Raw genomic sequence first — 17,575 nt, 5'->3', positions numbered from 1 at the left:
GAACGGCCCGTCCAGCTGCTCCCCAATGGCCTCCATAACCCAACTCTGCCAGCCACCACCGACAATCAAGAGCCCCCAAAACCCCTATGTGGAAAACCCGGCAGGGCGGCAATGCAGGCCGCGTTAAACGCTGCCGGCCGCCGCGTCCCCCAAGGATCGCGACGGCCGGCAAGGCGATTCAGTTGTAGCACAAAGCCCGCATCTTCCCATGTCATACGCACTTTCATGCGTAATGATGAGGGCGGAAGCGGGAATCAGGCCTTTGTGCCCGTCCCGTCGGACGTACCAAGGTTGGTGGTGTCCGGGTGCGTGCTGTGGGCGGGGATGTGGTCTTCGCCCAGGCTGTTGGCATCGCTCCCCACGGAAGAGGTGGTGGGAGTACCTGTGGAAGGCCCGGATGACTGGCTTCCGCTGGAGCTGCCCTCCCGGTGCATCGCAGAGCCAATGACCGTGCCTGCCCGGCGTGCGGCTTCACCCAACTGGTCCGCAACCTCGGGAGCCTTTTCCTTGATGGCCTCGGTGGCCACGGATACCTTGTCCTGGACCGGCTTGCTGTCCCAGATGCCGGCTGCCCGGGCCTTGAGCTTGTCATAGGCGGCACGGCCTGACCGCGAGCCGAGGACATAACCTACAGCAACGCCTACACCCAAAAGAAGCTTGTTTTTCACGATGAACTCCTGCTCTGCGAGAAGGTTGTCAGTCCCGGCCGGCGTATCGGGCGCCTAATACCGGAGAAAAAGAAAGCCGGCCTGGGGATGGTGTCCCCAGGCCGGCTTCCTGGCTTGCCCGTACAGTTATCCGCGGGCGCTTCGCTTGGTGACCATGCCGTAGATGGCAAGGACGATCAGCGAGCCGACGATCGCCAGCAGCCACGTCTGGATCGAGAAGAACTCCTGCAGTCCGCTGCCGAAGATCATTCCACCCAGCCAGCCACCGAGGAAGGCGCCAACGACGCCCAGGATCAAGGTGATGACCCAGCCGCCACCCTGCCTGCCCGGGAGGATCGCCTTAGCGATCGCACCAGCAATAAGTCCGAGAATCAGAAATGCAATAAATCCCATTTGTTGCTCTCTTCCTGCTTAGAGGAGGCCTCCGGGTTCCGGAGGCACTTCATCCTTCTGCCCCAATAGTAATCATGCTTACTATCTATTTGCCAACCCCGCTTTTGGGAAAAAGAGCAGTTCAGGAGTGTTTTAGTGCCCGGTTTTGTCCGAGTCGTTGCCCGCACCGGGGCCCTCGTCGAGGATCGATAATTCCGCTAGATCCTGCGGGTCCAGGGCGAAATCGAACACGTCCAAATTCTCTGCCATCCGCTCCGGGGAAGCGGTCTTGGGAATCGTTACCAATCCGTTTTGTATGTGCCACCGAAGGACCAGTTGGCCGGGTGTTTTTCCATGCTTTTCGGCCAACTGGGTAAGGATGGGAGCACCCAATAAGCCGGCGCCCGATCCGCCAAGCGGGCTGTAGGATTCCGTGACAATCCCGTGGCGTGCGTGGAATTCACGTTCTGCGGTTCGGGTGATTGCGGGGCTGAGCTGGATCTGGTTTACCGCCGGAACCACATCAGTCTCCGCCATCAGCCGTTCCAGGTGCGCGGGCTTGAAGTTGGACACCCCGATGGACCGGACTTTCCCCTGTGCCTGCAGCCGTTCGAACGTCTGCCACGTGGAGACATACTGGTCCCGTCCCGGCAGCGGCCAGTGGATCAGCAGCAGGTCCACATAATCCAGCCCCAGGCGCTTCAGGGATCCATCCAGGCCCGCCACAGCGCGGTCGTGGCCCTGGAATTCCCCGTCCAGCTTGGTGGTAATGAAGAGTTCGCTCCGGTCCACCCCGCTGGCGCGGATGCCGTTGCCCACGCCGCGTTCGTTGCCGTACTTCACGGCGGTATCGATGTGCCGGTAGCCGGCTTCCACGGCGTGTACGACGGCGGCAGCCACCTGTTCGTCGTCCAGCGGCCAGGTGCCAAGCCCCAGTTGCGGAATCCTGTTGCCATCATTGAGGTCGATGAGGGGTGCAAGTGTCATGCCATCAGTCTGCCCTCCCACGGCCGTTCCTGTCCCTAGGCGGGGTCCTCAGCCAGCTTCCGCTTCAAAATCTTCCCGCTGGGCCCCAGCGGGAGTTCGGAAAGAATCCTGATCACCCGAGGGTACTTGTACGCCGCGAGCTGGTTGCTGGCGAAATCCATCAGCTCAGTTTCGCTGACGGTTGCCCCGGCATCCAGCACGATCGCCGCTGCGATTTCCTGCCCGTGGACGTCATCGGGGATGCCGTAGACGGCAGCACTCACCACAGCCGGGTGGGTCAGCAGGACTTCCTCCACTTCCCTGGGATAGACGTTGTATCCGTTGCGGATGATCATGTCCTTCTTGCGGTCCACGATGGTGAGGTACCCGTCGTCGTCCTTCGTCCCCAGGTCACCGGTGCGGAACCAGCCGTCCACCACCGCCTCCGCCGTTGCCTCCGGCCGGTTCAGGTACCCCTTCATCAGCAGGTGCCCGCGGATGACGAGTTCACCGAGTTCCCCGTTGGGCAGCAGCTCAATGCTCTCCACCGTCTCCGGGCGGGCGATTTCGATGTCGACGCCCCAGATCGGGATCCCGATCGTTCCGGGCCGCGGCGCCGTGCCCACATGGTTGAAGGCCGCCACCGGGGAGGTCTCCGTCAGGCCGTAGCCCTCATGGATTTCCACCCCGAAGACGTCGCGGAACTTGTCCATGACGGCCAGTGGAAGCGATGCTCCGCCGGAGATGCCGTAGCGGAGCGCCGTGGGCCGGTCCGGCACGGTCTTGGCGGCTTCCAGGAGCGCCACATACATCGTGGGTACGCCCAGGAAGATGTTGACGTTGTGCCGTGCCAGCAGCTTCAGGGCGTCCTCGCCGCTGAAGCGCGGCATAAGCACGATGGTGGCCCCTGCGCGCAGTCCGGTGTTGAGGACCACGGTCTGTCCGAAGGTGTGGAAGAGCGGCAGTCCGCCGAAGAGGACGTCGCCAGGCCGGAAGTCCATCACGCTGGTCAGCAGGACACTGGTCTGTTCCACCAGGGCGAAGTGCGTGCCCAGCGCGCCCTTCGGTTTACCGGTGGTGCCCGAGGTGTACAGGATGGTGGCTGTATCCGACGGGCGGCACGGCTCATACGTCCGGATCGGCTCGGTGCGGGCGGCCTCCGCTTCCAGTCGGCGGAACCCGCCGTCGTCGGGAGCCATCACGGTCAGCACGTCAATGCCGTTGGCCGCCGCGCCGGCGGCCCCCTCCGCCAGCAGGGGAGCGGCGCAGACCAGCAGCTTGGAACCGCTGTCCTGGAGGACGTACTCGATTTCGCGTGCCTTCAGCAGGGCATGCACCGGGACAACGATGGCGCCGAGCGACAGGATGGCGTAGTACACCCGGGCGAAGTCCGGGACGTTGGGGATCAGGACGGCGACGGCGTCTCCCGGGCCGATGCCGCGGGCCCGCAGGGCTCCGGCGTAGGCCAGGGTCTGGCTCCAGAGGTCGGCGTAGCTGACCTGGTCCTCCCCAACGACGAGGGCAATGCTGTCCGGAGTCCTTTTGGCTGATTCAGCCAGAACGGCTGCGACGGAGATGGTGGCGAAGCCGTCGGCGGAGTGGGTATTGGTCATGGCCTGCTTCTTCGGTGGGAGGGTCATGCTTTGAGGATGAGGGCGTCGCCCTGTCCGCCGCCGCCGCAGAGGGCCACGACGCCGGTGCCACCGCCGCGGCGCTTCAGCGCCAGCGCCTGGTGCAGCACCAGGCGTGCGCCCGAGGCGCCAACGGGGTGGCCCAGGGCGATGGCACCGCCTTCGGCGTTCACGGCTTCGGGGTCGATGCCCAGGTCGTTGGCGGACTGGATGAGGACCGAGGCGAACGCCTCGTTGATTTCCACCACGTCCAGTTCCTGGACCGTGAGCCCCTCGTCCTTGAGGGCACGTTCGATGGCCCGGGCAGGCTGGGAGTGCAGGGACCCGTCCGGTCCCGCCGTCTGGCCGTGTGCTCCGATCTCGGCGATCCACTCCAGCCCTGCGGCAATGGCGGCCGCCTTGCTGGCGATGACCAGGGCTGCGGCGCCGTCGGAGAGGGGAGACGATGAACCGGCGGTGATGGTGGCCGTCTCCTCCTTGGAGAACGCAGGGCGGAGCTGCGCCAGTGATTCGGCCGTGGTTTCCGGGCGGATGCCCTCATCGTGTTCAAGCGTCACGGCAGGGCCCTTCCGCTGGGGCACCTGGATGGGGGCGATTTCCTCAGCCAGCACCCCGGCGGCCCGGGCCGCTTCGGCGCGCTGGTGGGAGCGGGCCGCCACGGCGTCCTGCCCGGCACGGGTGATCCCGCGCTCGGCGTTGCCGGCGTCGGTGGCCTCGCCCATCAGCTTGCCGCTCACCGGATCCTGCAGCCCGTCGTGGTTCAGGGAGTCGAGCATGGGAGCGTCGCCGATCACGACGCCGGCGCGAAGCCCGGGGACCAGGTGCGGTGCGTTGGTCATCGACTCCTGGCCGGCGGCGACAATGAAGTCGGCTTCCCCGGTGCGGATCATCCGGGCGGCGTCGATCACGGCCGTGAGGCCGGACAGGCAGAGCTTGTTGATGGTGATGGTGGGAACGTCCCAGCCGATTCCGGCGGCCAGGCTGGCCTGGCGGGCTGGGCCTTGCCCGGCACCGGCCTGGATGACCTGCCCCACGATGACGGCGCCGATTTGTTCCGGGGCAACGCCGGTCCGTTCCAGGGCCGCCCGGATGGCGTGGGCACCGAGCTGGCTGGAGGAGAAGGGCGTGAGGCCACCGCGGAACCTGCCGAACGGGGTGCGGGCGCCGCCCAGGATGACGGGGATGTTGGCGTTCTGGTTCAAGAACAGTCCTTTCGGGGATGCGGGGCGGAGATCAGGCGAAGGCGGACATGCCGGTGATGCCCCGGCCGATGATCAGGGCCTGCACAGTCTCGGTGCCTTCGTAGGTGTGGATGGCTTCGATGTCGGCCAGGTGCCGGGCCACGCGGTTTTCCAGCAGGATGCCGTTGCCGCCCAGCAGGTCGCGCGCATTGGACGCTATGCCCCGGGCGGTCCGGGTGCAGGTGTACTTGGCCAGCGACGCCTGCTCCGGGGTGAGTAATCCGGCGTCGTCCAGCCGTGTCATCTGCACCACCATCAGTTGCATGGTGGCCAGTTCGCTGAGCATCCGGGCCAGCCGTTCCTGCACGATCTGGGAGGCGGCCAGCGGCCGCCCGAACTGCTTGCGCTGCCTGGCGTACTGCACGGCAGTCTCGTAGCAGGCGGTGGCGTGCCCGACGGCGGACCAGGCCACGCCCAGGCGGGTGGCCAGGAGGACGCGGGCTGTGTCCTTGAAGGTCCGGGCGCCCGGCAGGACGTTCCCTTCCGGGACAAAGACGTTTTCCAGCCTGATATGGGCCTGCCAAATGGCGCGCAGGGCCAGTTTGCCCTCGATTTTGGTGGCGGTGTAGCCGGGGGAGTCCTGCGGGACCAGGTAGCCATGGACCTGGCCGTCGTCGCCGCGGGCCCACACAACGGTGACGCCACCTACGGAGCCGTTGCCGATCCACTTCTTTTCGCCGTTGAGCAGGAAACCACCGTCGGTACGGGTCGCCGTGCTTTCCAGGGCCACCGAGTCGGAGCCGTGGGTGGGCTCCGTCAGGGCAAAAGCGGCGTACTCGCTGCCCCTGGCGATCGGCGGGAGCCAGCGCTCCTGCTGCGCGGCTGATCCGCATTCCGCCACGGACCGCAGGGCCAGGCCGCCCTGGACGGCGATCATCGTGGCCACGGAGCCGTCCCCGCGGCTGATTTCCATGTTCACCAGCCCGGCGGCCATGCTGCTCATCGGCGCGAAACCGTCAACCGGCACGCCGTCCCGCAGCAGGTCCAGTTCGCCAAGGCGCCGGAGGAGGTGCAGGGGGTACTCGCCCCGCTCCCAGTAGCCGTCGATGACGGGGAGGACCTCATCCTGGACGAAGCGGCGGGCCCGGTCCCAGTACGCGCGGTCCTCATCGCCAATGCGGGTGAAAACGGATGCGGGGTCAGTCCCGAGGGCCTCGGTCAGAAAGTAGTCCGGCTCCACGGTGCCTGCAGGAAAGCCTGCGGGGCTTTCGGTGCGGCCGGACACGTCGGTGGGCGACGTCGTCGTCATTAATCTGCATCCTTTGAATCAGTGGCGGGAAGCATGTGGCTTGCACCACACCGACCAAGGATGCCTTGAAACTCAGTTCCACGTCAAGAAACTGGGTACCACGGAGGGATGCAGCGGACTAGGGAAGGGCGTCGAGGACGGCCTGGGCGATCGCCTCCCTGCCGGCCTGGCCCGGGAGAACGGTGACGACGACGGTCGGCGCGGGTTGGGCGGTGGCGGCGGCACCAAGGAGTGCAGGCCGGAACGTTTCTGAGAGGGCACGAAGTTCGGCCGCGAGGGCTGCAGCCCTTTCCCGGTCCCCATCGTCGGTTTCCCCGGCGCCGGGCGAGGCGCGCAACCACTGCCGCAGGAAGGCGTTGTGCACGGCCACCACGGCTGCGGCGAAGGCCACGGCCTTGTATCCGCTCCGCTGGTCCTCGGGCAGCCTGTCGTTCAAGTATTTCAGGAATGCCCGCTCGTACCGGTGCGACGTGACCAGCTCGCGGTCCCTGAGGGCCGGAACCGCCTGCAGCAGTCCATACCGGGCCCGGGACGTATCGCGGTTCCGCATATGGTGTTCGAAGACCAGCAGTGCCGCGTCCGCGACGGCGGCCAGGGGCTCGAGCCTGGATTCCGCGAGCCGGTCATTCACCTGGCGCAGGATCCGTTCGTGGTCGGCGAAGACCACGTCCTCCTTTGACCCGAAGCGTCGGAAGAACGTGCTCCGGCTCATGCTCGAGGCCTCGGCAAGCTCCTCAACGGACGTTGCATCGAAACCCTGCGAGGCCAGGAGCGCGATGGCGGCGGCGACAGGCTTATCGACGGGCTGTTCGGAAGGGGGCAACGTCATGCGCCGAAATTAGCACAGCCGGCAGGCATCGCTGGCCCGCCGCTGGATGCGGCGGCCCCAGCGATACCGGCGACGCAGGCTCAGGCGCCCTGGCGGGACCAGCTGGTGAGCTTGTCCGAAAGCTGCATATAGGCTTCGTCCACCTGCTGCAGCTCCGGGTGGCTGTCGTACCAGTCCACAATTTCCCGGGCCCCGTCAGCGAAGGGGATGGTTGCGGTGTAGTCCGGGACCAGGGACTTGATCTTGGTGTTGTCAAAGACCACCGAATGGGACCGGTCGCCCAGGAGGTTGGAACCGAGTTCCTGGGCATGGGCGGCGATGGTCTCGGACGCCACGTGCACCAGTTCCGGCTCCCGGACCCCAGCTGCCCGGGCGAACAGCCGGTAGATCTGGTTCCAGGGCAGGTACTCGTCAGAGGTGATGGTGTAGCTCTCGCCCACCGCTTGCGGCCTTCCGAGCAGCCCGACGAACGCCTTGGCGAAGTCCTTGCTGTGCGTCAGCGTCCACAGCGAGGTGCCGTCGCCGTGGACCATGACGGGGAGGCCGCTGCGCATCCGGTGGATGTCCGTCCAGCCGCCCACCATGGCGATCTTGGTGCGGTCGTAGGTATGCGACGGCCGGATGACCGTCAGGGGGAAGTCCTGCTCCCGGTAGGCCCGGAAAAGCAGTTCCTCGCACGCGATCTTGTCCCGGGAGTACTGCCAGAAGGGGTTCTTCAACGGCGTCGACTCCAGGATGGGCAGCCTGGTGGGCGGCTTCTGGTACGCGGAGGCGGAACTGATGAAGACGAACTGGCCAGTCCGCTCCCGGAACAGGTCCATGCTTGTTTGCGCCTGGTCCGGGGTGTAGGAGATGAAGTCCGCGACGGCGTCGAACTCCCTGCCTCCCAGGACCTCCCGGACCGACGCCGCATCCCGGACGTCCGCGTGCAGCACTTCGGTCCCGTCCGGGACCGGCCGGGTGGACCGGCCCCGGTTCAGGATGGTCAGCCGGTGGCCGAGCTCGACGGCCCGTTCCGCCGCCGCGGTGCTGATGACGCCGGTGCCGCCGATGAAGAGGATGCTCCGCGGCGCCACCGTATCGGCAACAGGCGGGGTTACCACGCGTAGTCTTCCGGCGCCGTGCGGTGTCCCGGGAAGATGTCGTCCAGCCGCTTGAGCGCGTCGTCATCGAGGGAGACGTCCAGGGCGCGGATGGCGGCGTCCAGCTGTTCCTGGGTGCGCGGGCCGACGATCGGGGCGGTCACGGCAGGCTGGTGCAGGAGCCACGCCAGGGCAACGTCGCCGGGCTCATGGCCCAGTTCATCGGCGAAGTCCTCGTACTGGCGGATCTGGTCCTGGTGCTTCTTCAGGGTTTCGGCCGCCCGTCCTTCGGTCCGCCGCACGCCCTGGCGTTCCTTCTTCAGCACACCGCCCAGCAGCCCGCCCTGCAGGGGCGACCAGGGGATCAAGCCAAGGCCATATTGCTGTGCCGCCGGGATGACTTCAAGTTCCACCTGGCGCATGAACAGGTTGTAGATGGACTGCTCGCTGACCAGGCCGGTGTAGTTCCGGCGGCGGGCTGCTTCCTGGGCCTGGGCGATGTGCCAGCCGGCAAAATTGCTGCTGCCCGAGTAGAGGATCTTCCCCTGCTGGACGGCAACTTCGATGGCCTGCCAGATCTCGTCCCATGGCGTGTCACGGTCAATGTGGTGGAACTGGTACACGTCGATGTAGTCGGTCTGAAGGCGCTTGAGGCTGGCGTCCAGCGCCCGGCGGATATTCAGTGCCGAGAGCTTGGATTCATTGGGCCGGTCCGTCATGGTGCCGTACAGCTTGGTGGCCAGCACCGTGTGTTCGCGGCGCTCGCCACCCTTGGCGAACCAGCGCCCAATAATTTCCTCGGTCCAGCCGCGGTGGTCTGCACCGCCGTACACATTGGCGGTGTCGAAGAAGTTGATGCCGGACCCGTGCGCGGAGTCCATGATGCTGTGGGCGTCCGCTTCCTCTGTCTGAGGCCCGAAGTTCATGGTGCCCAGGCAGAGGCGGGAGACTTTCAGGCCGGAGCGGCCAAGGTGCGTGTACTGCATGGAAAATCCTTTCGGTGGCGGAGCGTTCCGGTGGCTGGGTTGCCGGACGCTACATCTGGGTGAAGGCGGCGACGGCGGGATCGGACCCGATGCGGGCACCGGACTCCAGTGCCGTGATGGCGGCCAGTTCGTCCTGGGAAAGCTGCAGGGATGAGGCTGCGAAGTTTTCCCGGATCCTGTCCGGGTTCGCCGACTTGGGAATGACGATGTTTCCGCCGGCAAGGTGCCAGGCGAGCACAACCTGGGCTGCCGTGGCGTTGTGGGCATTGGCGATTGCCGTGACGGCGTTTCCGTTCAGGTCCCCGCCCTGCCCCAGCGGACTGTAGGCCTCCACCGCGATGCCCAGGCCCCGGCACTTGGCTGCGAGGTCCACCTGCTGGTAGCTGGGGTGCAGTTCGATCTGGTTGACGGCCGGAACGGTTTCAGCCGACTGCAGCAGTGTGTCGAGGTGGTCGGAGAGGAAGTTGGAGACGCCGATGGCGCGGATTTCCTTGTTCTCGTACAACCGCTCCATCTCCTTCCAGGCCTGGACGAAGAGCCCCTGTGAGGGGACCGGCCAGTGGATGAGGTAGAGGTCGATGAAGTCCAGGCCCAGTGCCTTGCGGCTGTTCTGGAACGCTTCCTGCGCCCGGCCCTGCTCGCCGTTGCGGAGTTTGGTGGTGACGAAGATGTCCTCACGTGCTATCCCGGTGGCGGCAAGTGCCGCCCCAACCCCTGCCTCGTTGCGGTAGGCCGCGGCGGTGTCAATGTGGCGGTAGCCCGCTTCCAGCGCGTCCTCCACGGTCCGCTGGGTGTCCTCCGGAGGGACCTGGAAGACGCCGAAGCCAAGCTGCGGGATGGTGACGCCATTATTCAGGGTCAGGTTCGGGGTCAGCTCTGACATGGTGTGCTCCTTGGAAAGTCTGGTGCTGGGATTTAGGGCCGGGTGGTGCGGGGGTATGACGCCGTCCAGAAAGCGGTTTCCACCGGCTCACTCCCGAGCCTATGCACTTTTCGCCATCAAGTCAGCAGGCAAGGCTGTTCCTGTTTTTCCTAGGACTGCCAGTCCTACCTTCGTTGTAGAGGAGGGCAGTCATCGCAGGCAGAATGGTCTGCATGGGTCAAAGCGCGGAGTTCGGAAAGTTCCTCAAAGCCATGCGGTCCCGGTTGAGCCCGGACGTTGCCGGAACGGGTCCCAGCACCGGGGCCCGACGGGTTCCGGGGCTGCGGCGGGAGGAGGTGGCGCGGCTTGCCGGCGTCAGCACCGACTATTACGTGCGGCTGGAGCAGGGGCGGAACATCCACCCCTCGCGGACGGTCCTGGATGCAGTGGGCAGGGCGCTGCGCCTGGACAGCAGCGAACACGCGCACATGCTGGACCTGCTGGAGAACTGCGCCGGCGCTCCCCGCGAACCCGGCGCGAACACTGCGCAGGGTGTCCGCCCGGCGCTGCGCCAGCTCCTCGACGCCGTGGGGGAGGTGCCCGCGATGGTGCTGGGCCGGCGCAGCGATGTCCTTGCAGGCAACCGGATGGCCTTCCTGTTGTTCACGGACTTCCCTGCACTGCCGCCCGCGGAGCGGAACCTGACCCGCTGGACCATCCTGGACCCCGCAGCCCGGGAACTGTTCAGGGACTGGAAGACGGTGGCGGCGGAGGCCACGGGATCCCTTCGGCTGGACGTGGGACGGCACCCCAACGACCCCCAGGCCAGCCACCTGGTGGGCGAGCTCGCGGTCCACAGTGAACACTTCCGCCAGTGGTGGGCCGGGCACCGGGTGGCCACCCGCTCGGCCGGCACCGTCCGGCTGCACCATCCCGCGGTAGGGGACCTGGAGCTGAACTTCGAAAACCTTGTCCTGCCGGAGGATCCTGATCAGACGCTGCGGGTGTACTCCGCGCGGCCGGGATCGCCGTCGTCGGACGCCCTTGCCCTGCTGGGCAGCCTTGGCGCGGGGACGGACGTCCGCCCGGACCGCGACCCCGCGGCGGTGGGCGAAAGCGGTGAAGCGGGCTGAAAGCCGCCGTGCTCCTGTACATTCGTCCAGCGAAGGGCGGTGATTCTGGCCAGCCGCCCATTGGCTGTTGACCAGGCGTTTCCTAGGGTGGGAGTACACGTTTTCCCTGCCCAGTCTTCACACCCAGGATGGTCTCAACGATGAAACGCATCGCCCTGCTGAAGGAGCGCCAGGCGTCCGCCGGCGCCGCTTCCACCGCCACCGGTTCGCACTGCCCGGTTTCGGGTCTTTGGAGCCCGGACCTCGATCCGCACACGGTCCTGTCCTTCTTTGAGGGCCACGTTTTCCCCGCGTTCGACGGCGTCCCAACAGTCTGGCGGCGGCGCAGCCAGGGCACAGCGAACTAGGGCGCCTTAAAGCAGAACTGACCCGCAGTCACCGTCGTTGAAACCAGGTTTCGCGACGATGGCTGCGGGTCAGTTGCTTTAGTCAGTGCTCTTCCAGGCGGAAGCCAATCTTGATGGTGACCTGCCAGTCTGCGATCTTCCCGTCCTCCAGGTGGCCGCGGACCTCCTTGACCTCAAACCAGTCAAGGTTCCGCAGGGTCTGGGATGCCTTGGCAATACCGTTGCGGACGGCGTCATCCACGCCCTGGGTGGAGGTGCCGACAATTTCAGAAATGCTGTACGTGTGGTTGGACAACTTCGCTCCTCGTGATCATCGTTGCTCCCGGTTGCGGGCCGTCCCTGAAGCCTAGTGGGACTGCGGGAGCGTTGAACAGACCCTGTCCACGCGCCGGCTACTTGGCTTCCAGCACCAGCTGTTTCAGGTCGTCGAGGGTTTGCTGCATGTGGGCGTCCATGGCCTGGCGTGACCGGGCTGCATCGCGGGACTCCAGGGCCTCGGCAATGTTCTGGTGATGGCCGATGGCGTGCTCCTGGATTGCCGGAACGGCAGAGGTCTCAGTCCGGCGCTTTTCCAGCACGCGGTGCAGCGGCTCGAACAGGACCGATACGAAGACGTTCCCGGATGCGTGCAGGATGACGTCATGGAAGGCCAGGTCTGCCTCCACGAAGGCCGCGACGTCGTTGATGCTGTGGGCGGCCTTCATTGCCGCGATGTAGTTGAAGAGGGCCTTGATGTCCTCCTCGGCGATCCGTCCGGCCGCAAGCTCGCAGGCTCCTGTTTCGAGCATCCGGCGGAGTTCGATGAGCTGGATGGAGGCGTCTGCATCATTTTTGCCCTCGGACGCGGCCCGGAGCACGGCTTCCAGCGAAGCCCAGCGGCTCAACGGGTTGACGAATGTTCCCCGGCCGCGCTCCACGCTCAGGATGCGTTGGGCCTGCAGCGTCTTCATGGCTTCGCGGACGGTCATTCGGCTGACCTCGTGGCGGGCACTCAGTTCGTGCTCGCCGGGAACGGTGGAACCGGGTGGAAACTCGCCTTCGATGATGCGGTCCAGCAGTTCGTCCGCCACCACGCCTACCAGTGACTTCCGTGCCATGTTGCCCCCCGATCCCTGTGCCCGGCCGACGCCTGGCGGATATGTCAGACAAGTGTACTTGCGCGTCCGTATGCCGTGTGCCACACTAACATTCAGATGCAAGATGTCAGACATCTTACAGTTACCTTACATCAGGATCCGCCCGCCCGGATCGCTACACAACGGAGTGCACTGTGACGCTTGAAGCAGACGTTCTGGCCGCCTACCCGGCTGACATGGAGATCCCCGCCGGGCTGGTTGCCGGCGCGCTGGCCGCTTCCAACGCAGAGGTTCCCCGTGTCCTGGTAGTGCTCGACGACGACCCTACCGGCACGCAGTCCGTGGCGGACCTGCCCGTTCTCACCCGCTGGGACGTGGAGGACTTCACCTGGGCCTTCGGCCAGGACAAGCCCGCCGTCTACGTCCTCACAAACACCCGCAGCCTCGACCCGGCAGAGGCCGCGGCCCGCAACGGCGAAGTGGTCCGGAACGCCCTGGCAGCAGCAGGTTCCGGCCTGCGCCTGGGCTTCGTCAGCCGCAGCGACTCCACCCTCCGGGGCCACTACCCGCTGGAACCGGACGTCATCGCAGCCACTGTTGCCGCCGTGAGCGGGGAAAAGACCGACGGCGTTGTCCTGGTTCCCGCATTCCCCGACGCCGGCCGGCTCACCATCGGCGGCGTCCACTACATGCGCGGCACCGGCAACGCCAAGGGCACCCTGGTCCCCGTCTCCGAGACCGAGTTCGCCAGGGACGCCTCCTTCGGCTTCAGCACCTCCGTCATGGCCGACTACGTGGCGGAAAAGTCGCAGGGCAGGTTCCCCGCAGACTCCGTGATCGTCCTGGACCTGAACATCATCCGTGCAGGCGCCGCCGCGCAGGACCCGGCCATCTCCGCCAAGGCCATTGCCGATGCCATCGAGCCGGCCACCGACTCCACGCCCATCGTGGCCGACATCGTCACCGAGAACGACTTCCGGGCACTGGCCCTGGGCCTTGAAGAAGCGGAACGCCGCGGCAAGAACCTCCTCTACCGCGTCGGCCCCCCATTCGTCCGCGGCCGCATCGGCCAGGAAATCCGCACCGCGCTCACGGCCCAAGAGGCCTATGCCGGCAACACCCCGTCAGAGGCGGGCGGCCTGATCGTGGTGGGCTCGCATGTGGGCCTCACCACCCGGCAGCTGAACGTCCTCACGGCCCAGCACAGTTCCGCGCGCATCATCGAGATCGACGTCGAAAAGCTCCTCGGCGCCGAACCGGACGCCAAGGCGCACCTTGACCAGACGGTGGACGCCGTCGTCGACGCCCTCCGCGCCGGTGACGTCATCGTCCACACCAGCCGCCTGCTCATCAAGACCGACGACCCCGCCGAAAGCCTGCGGATCGCCCGGACCGTCTCCGCCGCCGTCGTGGACGTGGTCAACCGGACCCTGAAGACCTTCCCGCCGCGGTTCGTCATCGCCAAGGGCGGCATCACCTCCTCCGACGTCGCGGCCCACGGCCTGGAAATCCGCCACGCCATTGTCCGCGGCCCCATGCTGCCCGGCATCGTCAGCCTCTGGGAGCCGGTGGACGGACCTGCCAAGGGCATCCCGTACATCGTGTTCGCCGGCAACGTGGGCGACGACGACTCCCTGGCCCAGGTCACCAGCAAACTCAGCAACACCTTCTGATCCCCACCCGGCACGAACCCTGATTCCCGCAAGAATTCAACGGAGAACACCATGACCAGCAATTACACCGTCACCGTCCTGGGCCTTGGCGCCATGGGCCTGCCCATGGCCACCCGCCTGGCATCCCAGCTGACCGTCCACGGCTTCGACATCGCCGAGCCCCGCCTCAAGCTGGCGGAAGAAGCCGGCATCGCCACCTTCACCACGGCACGCGAAGCCGCCAAGGGCGCCAACGCAGTCCTCCTGGCCGTCCGCAACGGCGAACAGCTCAACGACGTCCTCTTCGGCGAGAACGGCGTGGCCAAAGTGCTCGAGCCGGGCGCCGTCGTGATCCTCGGCAGCACCGTTGGCACGGACGCCATTCCCGCCACCGTGGCCAAGCTGGCCGAATACGGCGTGGACCTGGTGGACGCCCCGCTCTCCGGCGGACCCAAGCGCGCCGGCGAAGGCGACCTGCTCATCGTGGTCGGCGCTTCCCCCGAGGCCCGCGAAAAGGCCGCCCCGGCCCTGGAACTGCTGGCCTCCACCCTCACCGTGGTGGGCGACAAGCCCGGCGACGGCCAGGCCTTGAAGACCGTCAACCAGCTCCTGTGCGGCGTGCACATCGCCGCCGCGGCCGAGGCCCTGGCCCTGGCCGACGCGCTGGGACTGGACCAGGCCAAGACCCTCGCCGCCCTGGAGGCCGGCGCCGCAGGTTCCTTCATGCTCTCCAACCGTGGCCCCCGCATCCTTGAAGCCTACGACGAGGACGGCGCCGAGGTCCTGTCCCGCCTGGACATCTTCGTCAAGGACATGGGCATCGTGGGCAAGGCCACCCGTGCCGCCGGCCTGGCAGCCCCCGTTGCCGCCGCCGCCGAGCAGCTCTACCTCCTCGGCCAGGCCCAGGGCCTCGCCGCCGCCGATGACTCCGCCGTCATCAAGGTCGTTGCGCCCACAAAGCGCACCAAGTAGGCCCACCCGGCAGTAGGCCCCCAAACGGTGCGACGACGGCGGTCCCCCCTCCGCCGTCGTCGTACCTCCCAGCGCTGCCGGCTTTGTTCCGCAGCGTTCCATCCCCGCCGTAAGACCTGATGCCCGTCTGCCCCGGACGGCACGTCAAAGGAGACATTTTCCCGTGAACCACCTCATGACCCCGCTGATACAGCGGGCGGCCGACGCCCCGGCCATCAAGCCCGCCGTTGAGCTGGGTACCCCGGTACTGCTCACCATCGCGGCGGTGGGCATTGCCATCCTGCTGGTGATGATCATCCGCTTCAAGATCCAGGCCTTCGTGGCCCTGCTTACCGTCAGCATCCTGGTTGCCGTGGCTGCCACCATCCCGCTGCAGGACATCTTCACGGTGGTGTCCGGCGGCGTGGGCAGCACCATGGGCAAGGTGGCCATCCTGATTGCGCTTGGCGCCGTGCTGGGCCGGATGATCGAGGTGTCCGGCGGCGTCCAGTCCCTCGCGGACCACTTCACCCGCAAGCTGGGCGCCAGGCGGGTGGCCGTAGCGCTCACCGCCGTCGGCTTCCTGGTGGCCATCCCCGTCTTCTTCGAAGTCGGCATCATCGTGCTGGTGCCCATCGTGTACGCGTTCGCAAAGATCGCCAAGGTCCACCCGGTCAAGTTCGGCCTGCCCATGGCCGGCATCATGCTCGCTATCCATGTGGCAGTCCCGCCGCACCCCGGGATTGTGGCCGGTGCGGGCGTGCTCGGTGCCGACATCGGACTCATCGCCCTGATCTCCCTGCTGATCTGCATCCCGCTGGGCTTCCTGTCCTACTGGGTTGCCGCCATCATGAACCGCAAGGATTACGAACTGCTGCCCGCCGTCAAGGCCCAGGTGGAGGAGTTCGGCTCCGACTCGCTGGTCAAGGTGGGCCACGATGGCCCCGGTGCCGCCGCCATCGCACCTCCCCGGCCGGCCCTGATCATCTTCCTGATTGCCGCGCCCATCGTGCAGATCCTCCTGGGTACCGCCGGCACCCTCATCCTCCCCAAGTCCCACCCCCTGTATGGCCTGGCGTCCTTCGTTGGCAACCCCTTCCTGGCGCTGCTGGTGGCAGTAGCGCTGTCCTTCTTCCTGCTGGCCGTCCGCCGCGGCTGGTCCTTCAAGGAGACCGGCGAGATCTTTGAAGGCTCCCTGCCCCCCATCGCCTCCATCCTGATGGTGGTGGCTGCCGGCGGCGTGTTCGGCAACGTCCTGCAGGTTTCCGGCATCGGTTCCGCGCTCTCCAAGACCCTGGACACCCTCGGCGTTCCGCTGCTGCTGCTCGGCTTCATCATCTCGCTGGCGCTGCGTGCGGCCCAAGGTTCGGCCACGGTGGCGATCGTGACCACCACCGGCCTGTTGTCCGCAGCGGTCAGCGGCGGCGGCTACAGCCCGGCGCAGATCGCCGTGATCGTGATCGCCATCGGCTTCGGCGCCCTGGGCCTGTCCCACGTGACGGACGCCGGCTTCTGGGTTGTGGTCCGCTACTACGGGCTCACCGTTTCCGACGGCCTGAAGACCTGGACCGTGCTGACCACCGTCCTGGGCCTGGCCGGCTTCGCGCTGACCTTTGTGGCCTGGATCCTGGTGGGAGGACTGGGCGCCTGATGCAGACCCGACTGGACCACCTGGTCACCTCCGCCCTGCAGCAGGGTTCCGCGGTACCCGCTTTCACCTGCTACGACTTCACCACCGCGCTGGCCGTGGTGGGCGCCGCAGAGGAATCCGGCCGGGGCGTAATCCTGCTGGTGGCACCCAAAACCGCCGCCACCGCGAACGGACTCCGGCTCATCGCGGCGCTGCGCGGCCTGGCCGACGCTGCCGCGGTGCCTGTCGCGGTGCAGCTCGACCACGCCTCCGACCTCAAGGTCATGGCCGACGCCGTCGCGGCAGGGGCGGATTCCGTCCTCGCCGACGGTTCATCCCTTCCGTATGAGGAGAACATCTCACTTGTCCGGGCGGCCCGGGCCCTGCTGGGCGCCGACGTGGTGCTGGAAGCGGAACTGGGCGGCCTTGCAGGCGACGAGGACCGTGCCTTCTCGGCCGAGCAGCCGGCCGGCCAGTCCGGCGTGGACGTGGCAGGACTGACGGACTCGGCGCAGGTGGAGGACTTCGTAGCCCGCACCGGTGCGGAACTGCTGGCAGTGGCCGTTGGAAATGTCCACGGCAAGTACAAGGGTGAGCCGCGGCTGCGCTGGGACGTGCTGCAGGACATCGCGGCGCGGGTCCACATTCCGCTGGTCCTGCACGGCGCCTCCGGCATCCCCTCCGCGGAGCTCGTCAAGGCTGCGGCCATGAACGTGGGCAAGGTCAACTTCAACACCGAGCTCCGGACCGGGGTGCTGGCCACCCTCCAGGACCAGCTTCCCGCCCACCGCGCGGACGGGGAGAACCTGCAGGGCCTGCTGGCCACCTGGAACCGGTCGGCCAAGGGCTTTGCCGCCACCACGCTGGCCACGCTGGCACGCTGACGTCGCAGCAGGCGCC

General features: G+C 66.7%; 18 protein-coding genes. 6 read left to right on the top strand and 12 right to left on the bottom strand.

Going from position 1 to position 17,575, the window contains the following annotated elements; genetic code table 11:
* Positions 1-254 precede the first annotated feature (254 nt).
* The 10 genes from ASG79_RS11435 to ASG79_RS11390 form a co-directional block, all read right to left on the bottom strand.
* Positions 255-668, bottom strand: coding sequence for a hypothetical protein (locus ASG79_RS11435; protein ID WP_056391090.1), 414 nt, complete (start codon positions 666-668; stop codon positions 255-257).
* Positions 669-794: 126 nt separating this feature from the next.
* On the bottom strand, positions 795-1,061 hold the full coding sequence (locus ASG79_RS11430) for a GlsB/YeaQ/YmgE family stress response membrane protein (RefSeq protein WP_018769627.1): 267 nt from the start codon (positions 1,059-1,061) through the stop codon (positions 795-797).
* A 132-nt stretch (positions 1,062-1,193) separates the two neighbouring features.
* Positions 1,194-2,027 (bottom strand): aldo/keto reductase, encoded by an 834-nt coding sequence (locus ASG79_RS11425; protein WP_018769628.1) that lies wholly within the window; start codon positions 2,025-2,027, stop codon positions 1,194-1,196.
* Positions 2,028-2,062: 35 nt separating this feature from the next.
* A complete protein-coding gene (locus tag ASG79_RS11420) occupies positions 2,063-3,619 on the bottom strand; it encodes a long-chain-fatty-acid--CoA ligase (RefSeq protein WP_056391087.1) in 1,557 nt (518 codons plus the stop codon).
* Between the two features lie 23 nt (positions 3,620-3,642).
* On the bottom strand, positions 3,643-4,839 hold the full coding sequence (locus ASG79_RS11415) for an acetyl-CoA C-acetyltransferase (protein ID WP_056391084.1): 1,197 nt from the start codon (positions 4,837-4,839) through the stop codon (positions 3,643-3,645).
* A 31-nt stretch (positions 4,840-4,870) separates the two neighbouring features.
* On the bottom strand, positions 4,871-6,127 hold the full coding sequence (locus ASG79_RS11410) for an acyl-CoA dehydrogenase family protein (protein WP_056391082.1): 1,257 nt from the start codon (positions 6,125-6,127) through the stop codon (positions 4,871-4,873).
* Positions 6,128-6,245: 118 nt separating this feature from the next.
* Entirely contained in the window at positions 6,246-6,956 is a 711-nt protein-coding gene (locus ASG79_RS11405) for a TetR/AcrR family transcriptional regulator (protein WP_056391080.1), read from the bottom strand.
* A gap of 80 nt (positions 6,957-7,036) precedes the next feature.
* A complete protein-coding gene (locus tag ASG79_RS11400; RefSeq protein ID WP_056391076.1) occupies positions 7,037-8,059 on the bottom strand; it encodes an SDR family oxidoreductase in 1,023 nt (340 codons plus the stop codon).
* The gene (locus ASG79_RS11395) at positions 8,053-9,024 is read right to left on the bottom strand and encodes an aldo/keto reductase (RefSeq protein WP_056391073.1); all 972 of its coding nucleotides are present in this window, start codon (positions 9,022-9,024) and stop codon (positions 8,053-8,055) included. Before ASG79_RS11395 ends, ASG79_RS11400 begins: the two co-directional genes overlap by 7 nt.
* A 49-nt stretch (positions 9,025-9,073) precedes the next feature.
* Positions 9,074-9,907 (bottom strand): aldo/keto reductase, encoded by an 834-nt coding sequence (locus tag ASG79_RS11390; RefSeq protein WP_056391069.1) that lies wholly within the window; start codon positions 9,905-9,907, stop codon positions 9,074-9,076.
* A 212-nt stretch (positions 9,908-10,119) separates the two neighbouring features.
* Between ASG79_RS11390 and ASG79_RS11385 the strand changes: the two genes are divergently transcribed.
* On the top strand, positions 10,120-11,019 hold the full coding sequence (locus ASG79_RS11385) for a helix-turn-helix transcriptional regulator (RefSeq protein ID WP_056391093.1): 900 nt from the start codon (positions 10,120-10,122) through the stop codon (positions 11,017-11,019).
* 140 nt (positions 11,020-11,159) lie between these two features.
* Entirely contained in the window at positions 11,160-11,366 is a 207-nt protein-coding gene (locus tag ASG79_RS11380) for a hypothetical protein (RefSeq protein ID WP_018769637.1), read from the top strand.
* Between the two features lie 82 nt (positions 11,367-11,448).
* Here ASG79_RS11380 and ASG79_RS11375 read toward each other — a convergent pair whose 3' ends face one another.
* Both ASG79_RS11375 and ASG79_RS11370 read right to left on the bottom strand, forming a co-directional pair.
* Positions 11,449-11,661, bottom strand: coding sequence for a dodecin (locus ASG79_RS11375; protein WP_018769638.1), 213 nt, complete (start codon positions 11,659-11,661; stop codon positions 11,449-11,451).
* Positions 11,662-11,758: 97 nt separating this feature from the next.
* Positions 11,759-12,463: a FadR/GntR family transcriptional regulator gene (locus ASG79_RS11370; RefSeq protein ID WP_018769639.1), complete on the bottom strand. Its 705-nt coding sequence runs from the start codon at positions 12,461-12,463 to the stop codon at positions 11,759-11,761.
* Between the two features lie 173 nt (positions 12,464-12,636).
* On the opposite strand from ASG79_RS11370, the gene ASG79_RS11365 reads away from it, so the two are divergent.
* The 4 genes from ASG79_RS11365 to ASG79_RS11350 all read left to right on the top strand — a co-directional run bounded on the left by ASG79_RS11365 (position 12,637) and on the right by ASG79_RS11350 (position 17,559).
* Positions 12,637-14,115: a four-carbon acid sugar kinase family protein gene (locus ASG79_RS11365; protein WP_056391066.1), complete on the top strand. Its 1,479-nt coding sequence runs from the start codon at positions 12,637-12,639 to the stop codon at positions 14,113-14,115.
* A 51-nt stretch (positions 14,116-14,166) separates the two neighbouring features.
* Entirely contained in the window at positions 14,167-15,066 is a 900-nt protein-coding gene (locus ASG79_RS11360; RefSeq protein WP_056391063.1) for an NAD(P)-dependent oxidoreductase, read from the top strand.
* Positions 15,067-15,229: 163 nt separating this feature from the next.
* Positions 15,230-16,696, top strand: coding sequence for a GntP family transporter (locus ASG79_RS11355; protein ID WP_056391061.1), 1,467 nt, complete (start codon positions 15,230-15,232; stop codon positions 16,694-16,696).
* Positions 16,696-17,559 carry a class II fructose-bisphosphate aldolase gene (locus ASG79_RS11350; protein WP_018769643.1) on the top strand — a complete coding sequence of 288 codons (864 nt, stop codon included), beginning with the start codon at positions 16,696-16,698 and terminating at the stop codon, positions 17,557-17,559. Before ASG79_RS11355 ends, ASG79_RS11350 begins: the two co-directional genes overlap by 1 nt.
* Positions 17,560-17,575 lie beyond the last annotated feature (16 nt).

The organism is Arthrobacter sp. Soil761, assembly GCF_001428325.1.
Classification (GTDB): Bacteria; Actinomycetota; Actinomycetes; order Actinomycetales; family Micrococcaceae; genus Arthrobacter.
The sequence above is the reverse complement of the archived record's forward strand: the minus strand, read 5'-3'. Positions and strand labels throughout refer to the sequence as shown.

Coding starts and splice junctions, on each gene's coding strand:
- ASG79_RS11430 (WP_018769627.1), bottom strand. CDS start 1,061: ATGGGATTTATTGCATTTCTGATTCTCGGACTTATTGCTGGTGCGATC.
- ASG79_RS11425 (WP_018769628.1), bottom strand. CDS start 2,027: ATGACACTTGCACCCCTCATCGACCTCAATGATGGCAACAGGATTCCG.
- ASG79_RS11420 (WP_056391087.1), bottom strand. CDS start 3,619: ATGACCAATACCCACTCCGCCGACGGCTTCGCCACCATCTCCGTCGCA.
- ASG79_RS11410 (WP_056391082.1), bottom strand. CDS start 6,127: ATGACGACGACGTCGCCCACCGACGTGTCCGGCCGCACCGAAAGCCCC.
- ASG79_RS11405 (WP_056391080.1), bottom strand. CDS start 6,956: ATGACGTTGCCCCCTTCCGAACAGCCCGTCGATAAGCCTGTCGCCGCC.
- ASG79_RS11395 (WP_056391073.1), bottom strand. CDS start 9,024: ATGCAGTACACGCACCTTGGCCGCTCCGGCCTGAAAGTCTCCCGCCTC.
- ASG79_RS11390 (WP_056391069.1), bottom strand. CDS start 9,907: ATGTCAGAGCTGACCCCGAACCTGACCCTGAATAATGGCGTCACCATC.
- ASG79_RS11385 (WP_056391093.1), top strand. CDS start 10,120: ATGGGTCAAAGCGCGGAGTTCGGAAAGTTCCTCAAAGCCATGCGGTCC.
- ASG79_RS11380 (WP_018769637.1), top strand. CDS start 11,160: ATGAAACGCATCGCCCTGCTGAAGGAGCGCCAGGCGTCCGCCGGCGCC.
- ASG79_RS11370 (WP_018769639.1), bottom strand. CDS start 12,463: ATGGCACGGAAGTCACTGGTAGGCGTGGTGGCGGACGAACTGCTGGAC.
- ASG79_RS11360 (WP_056391063.1), top strand. CDS start 14,167: ATGACCAGCAATTACACCGTCACCGTCCTGGGCCTTGGCGCCATGGGC.
- ASG79_RS11350 (WP_018769643.1), top strand. CDS start 16,696: ATGCAGACCCGACTGGACCACCTGGTCACCTCCGCCCTGCAGCAGGGT.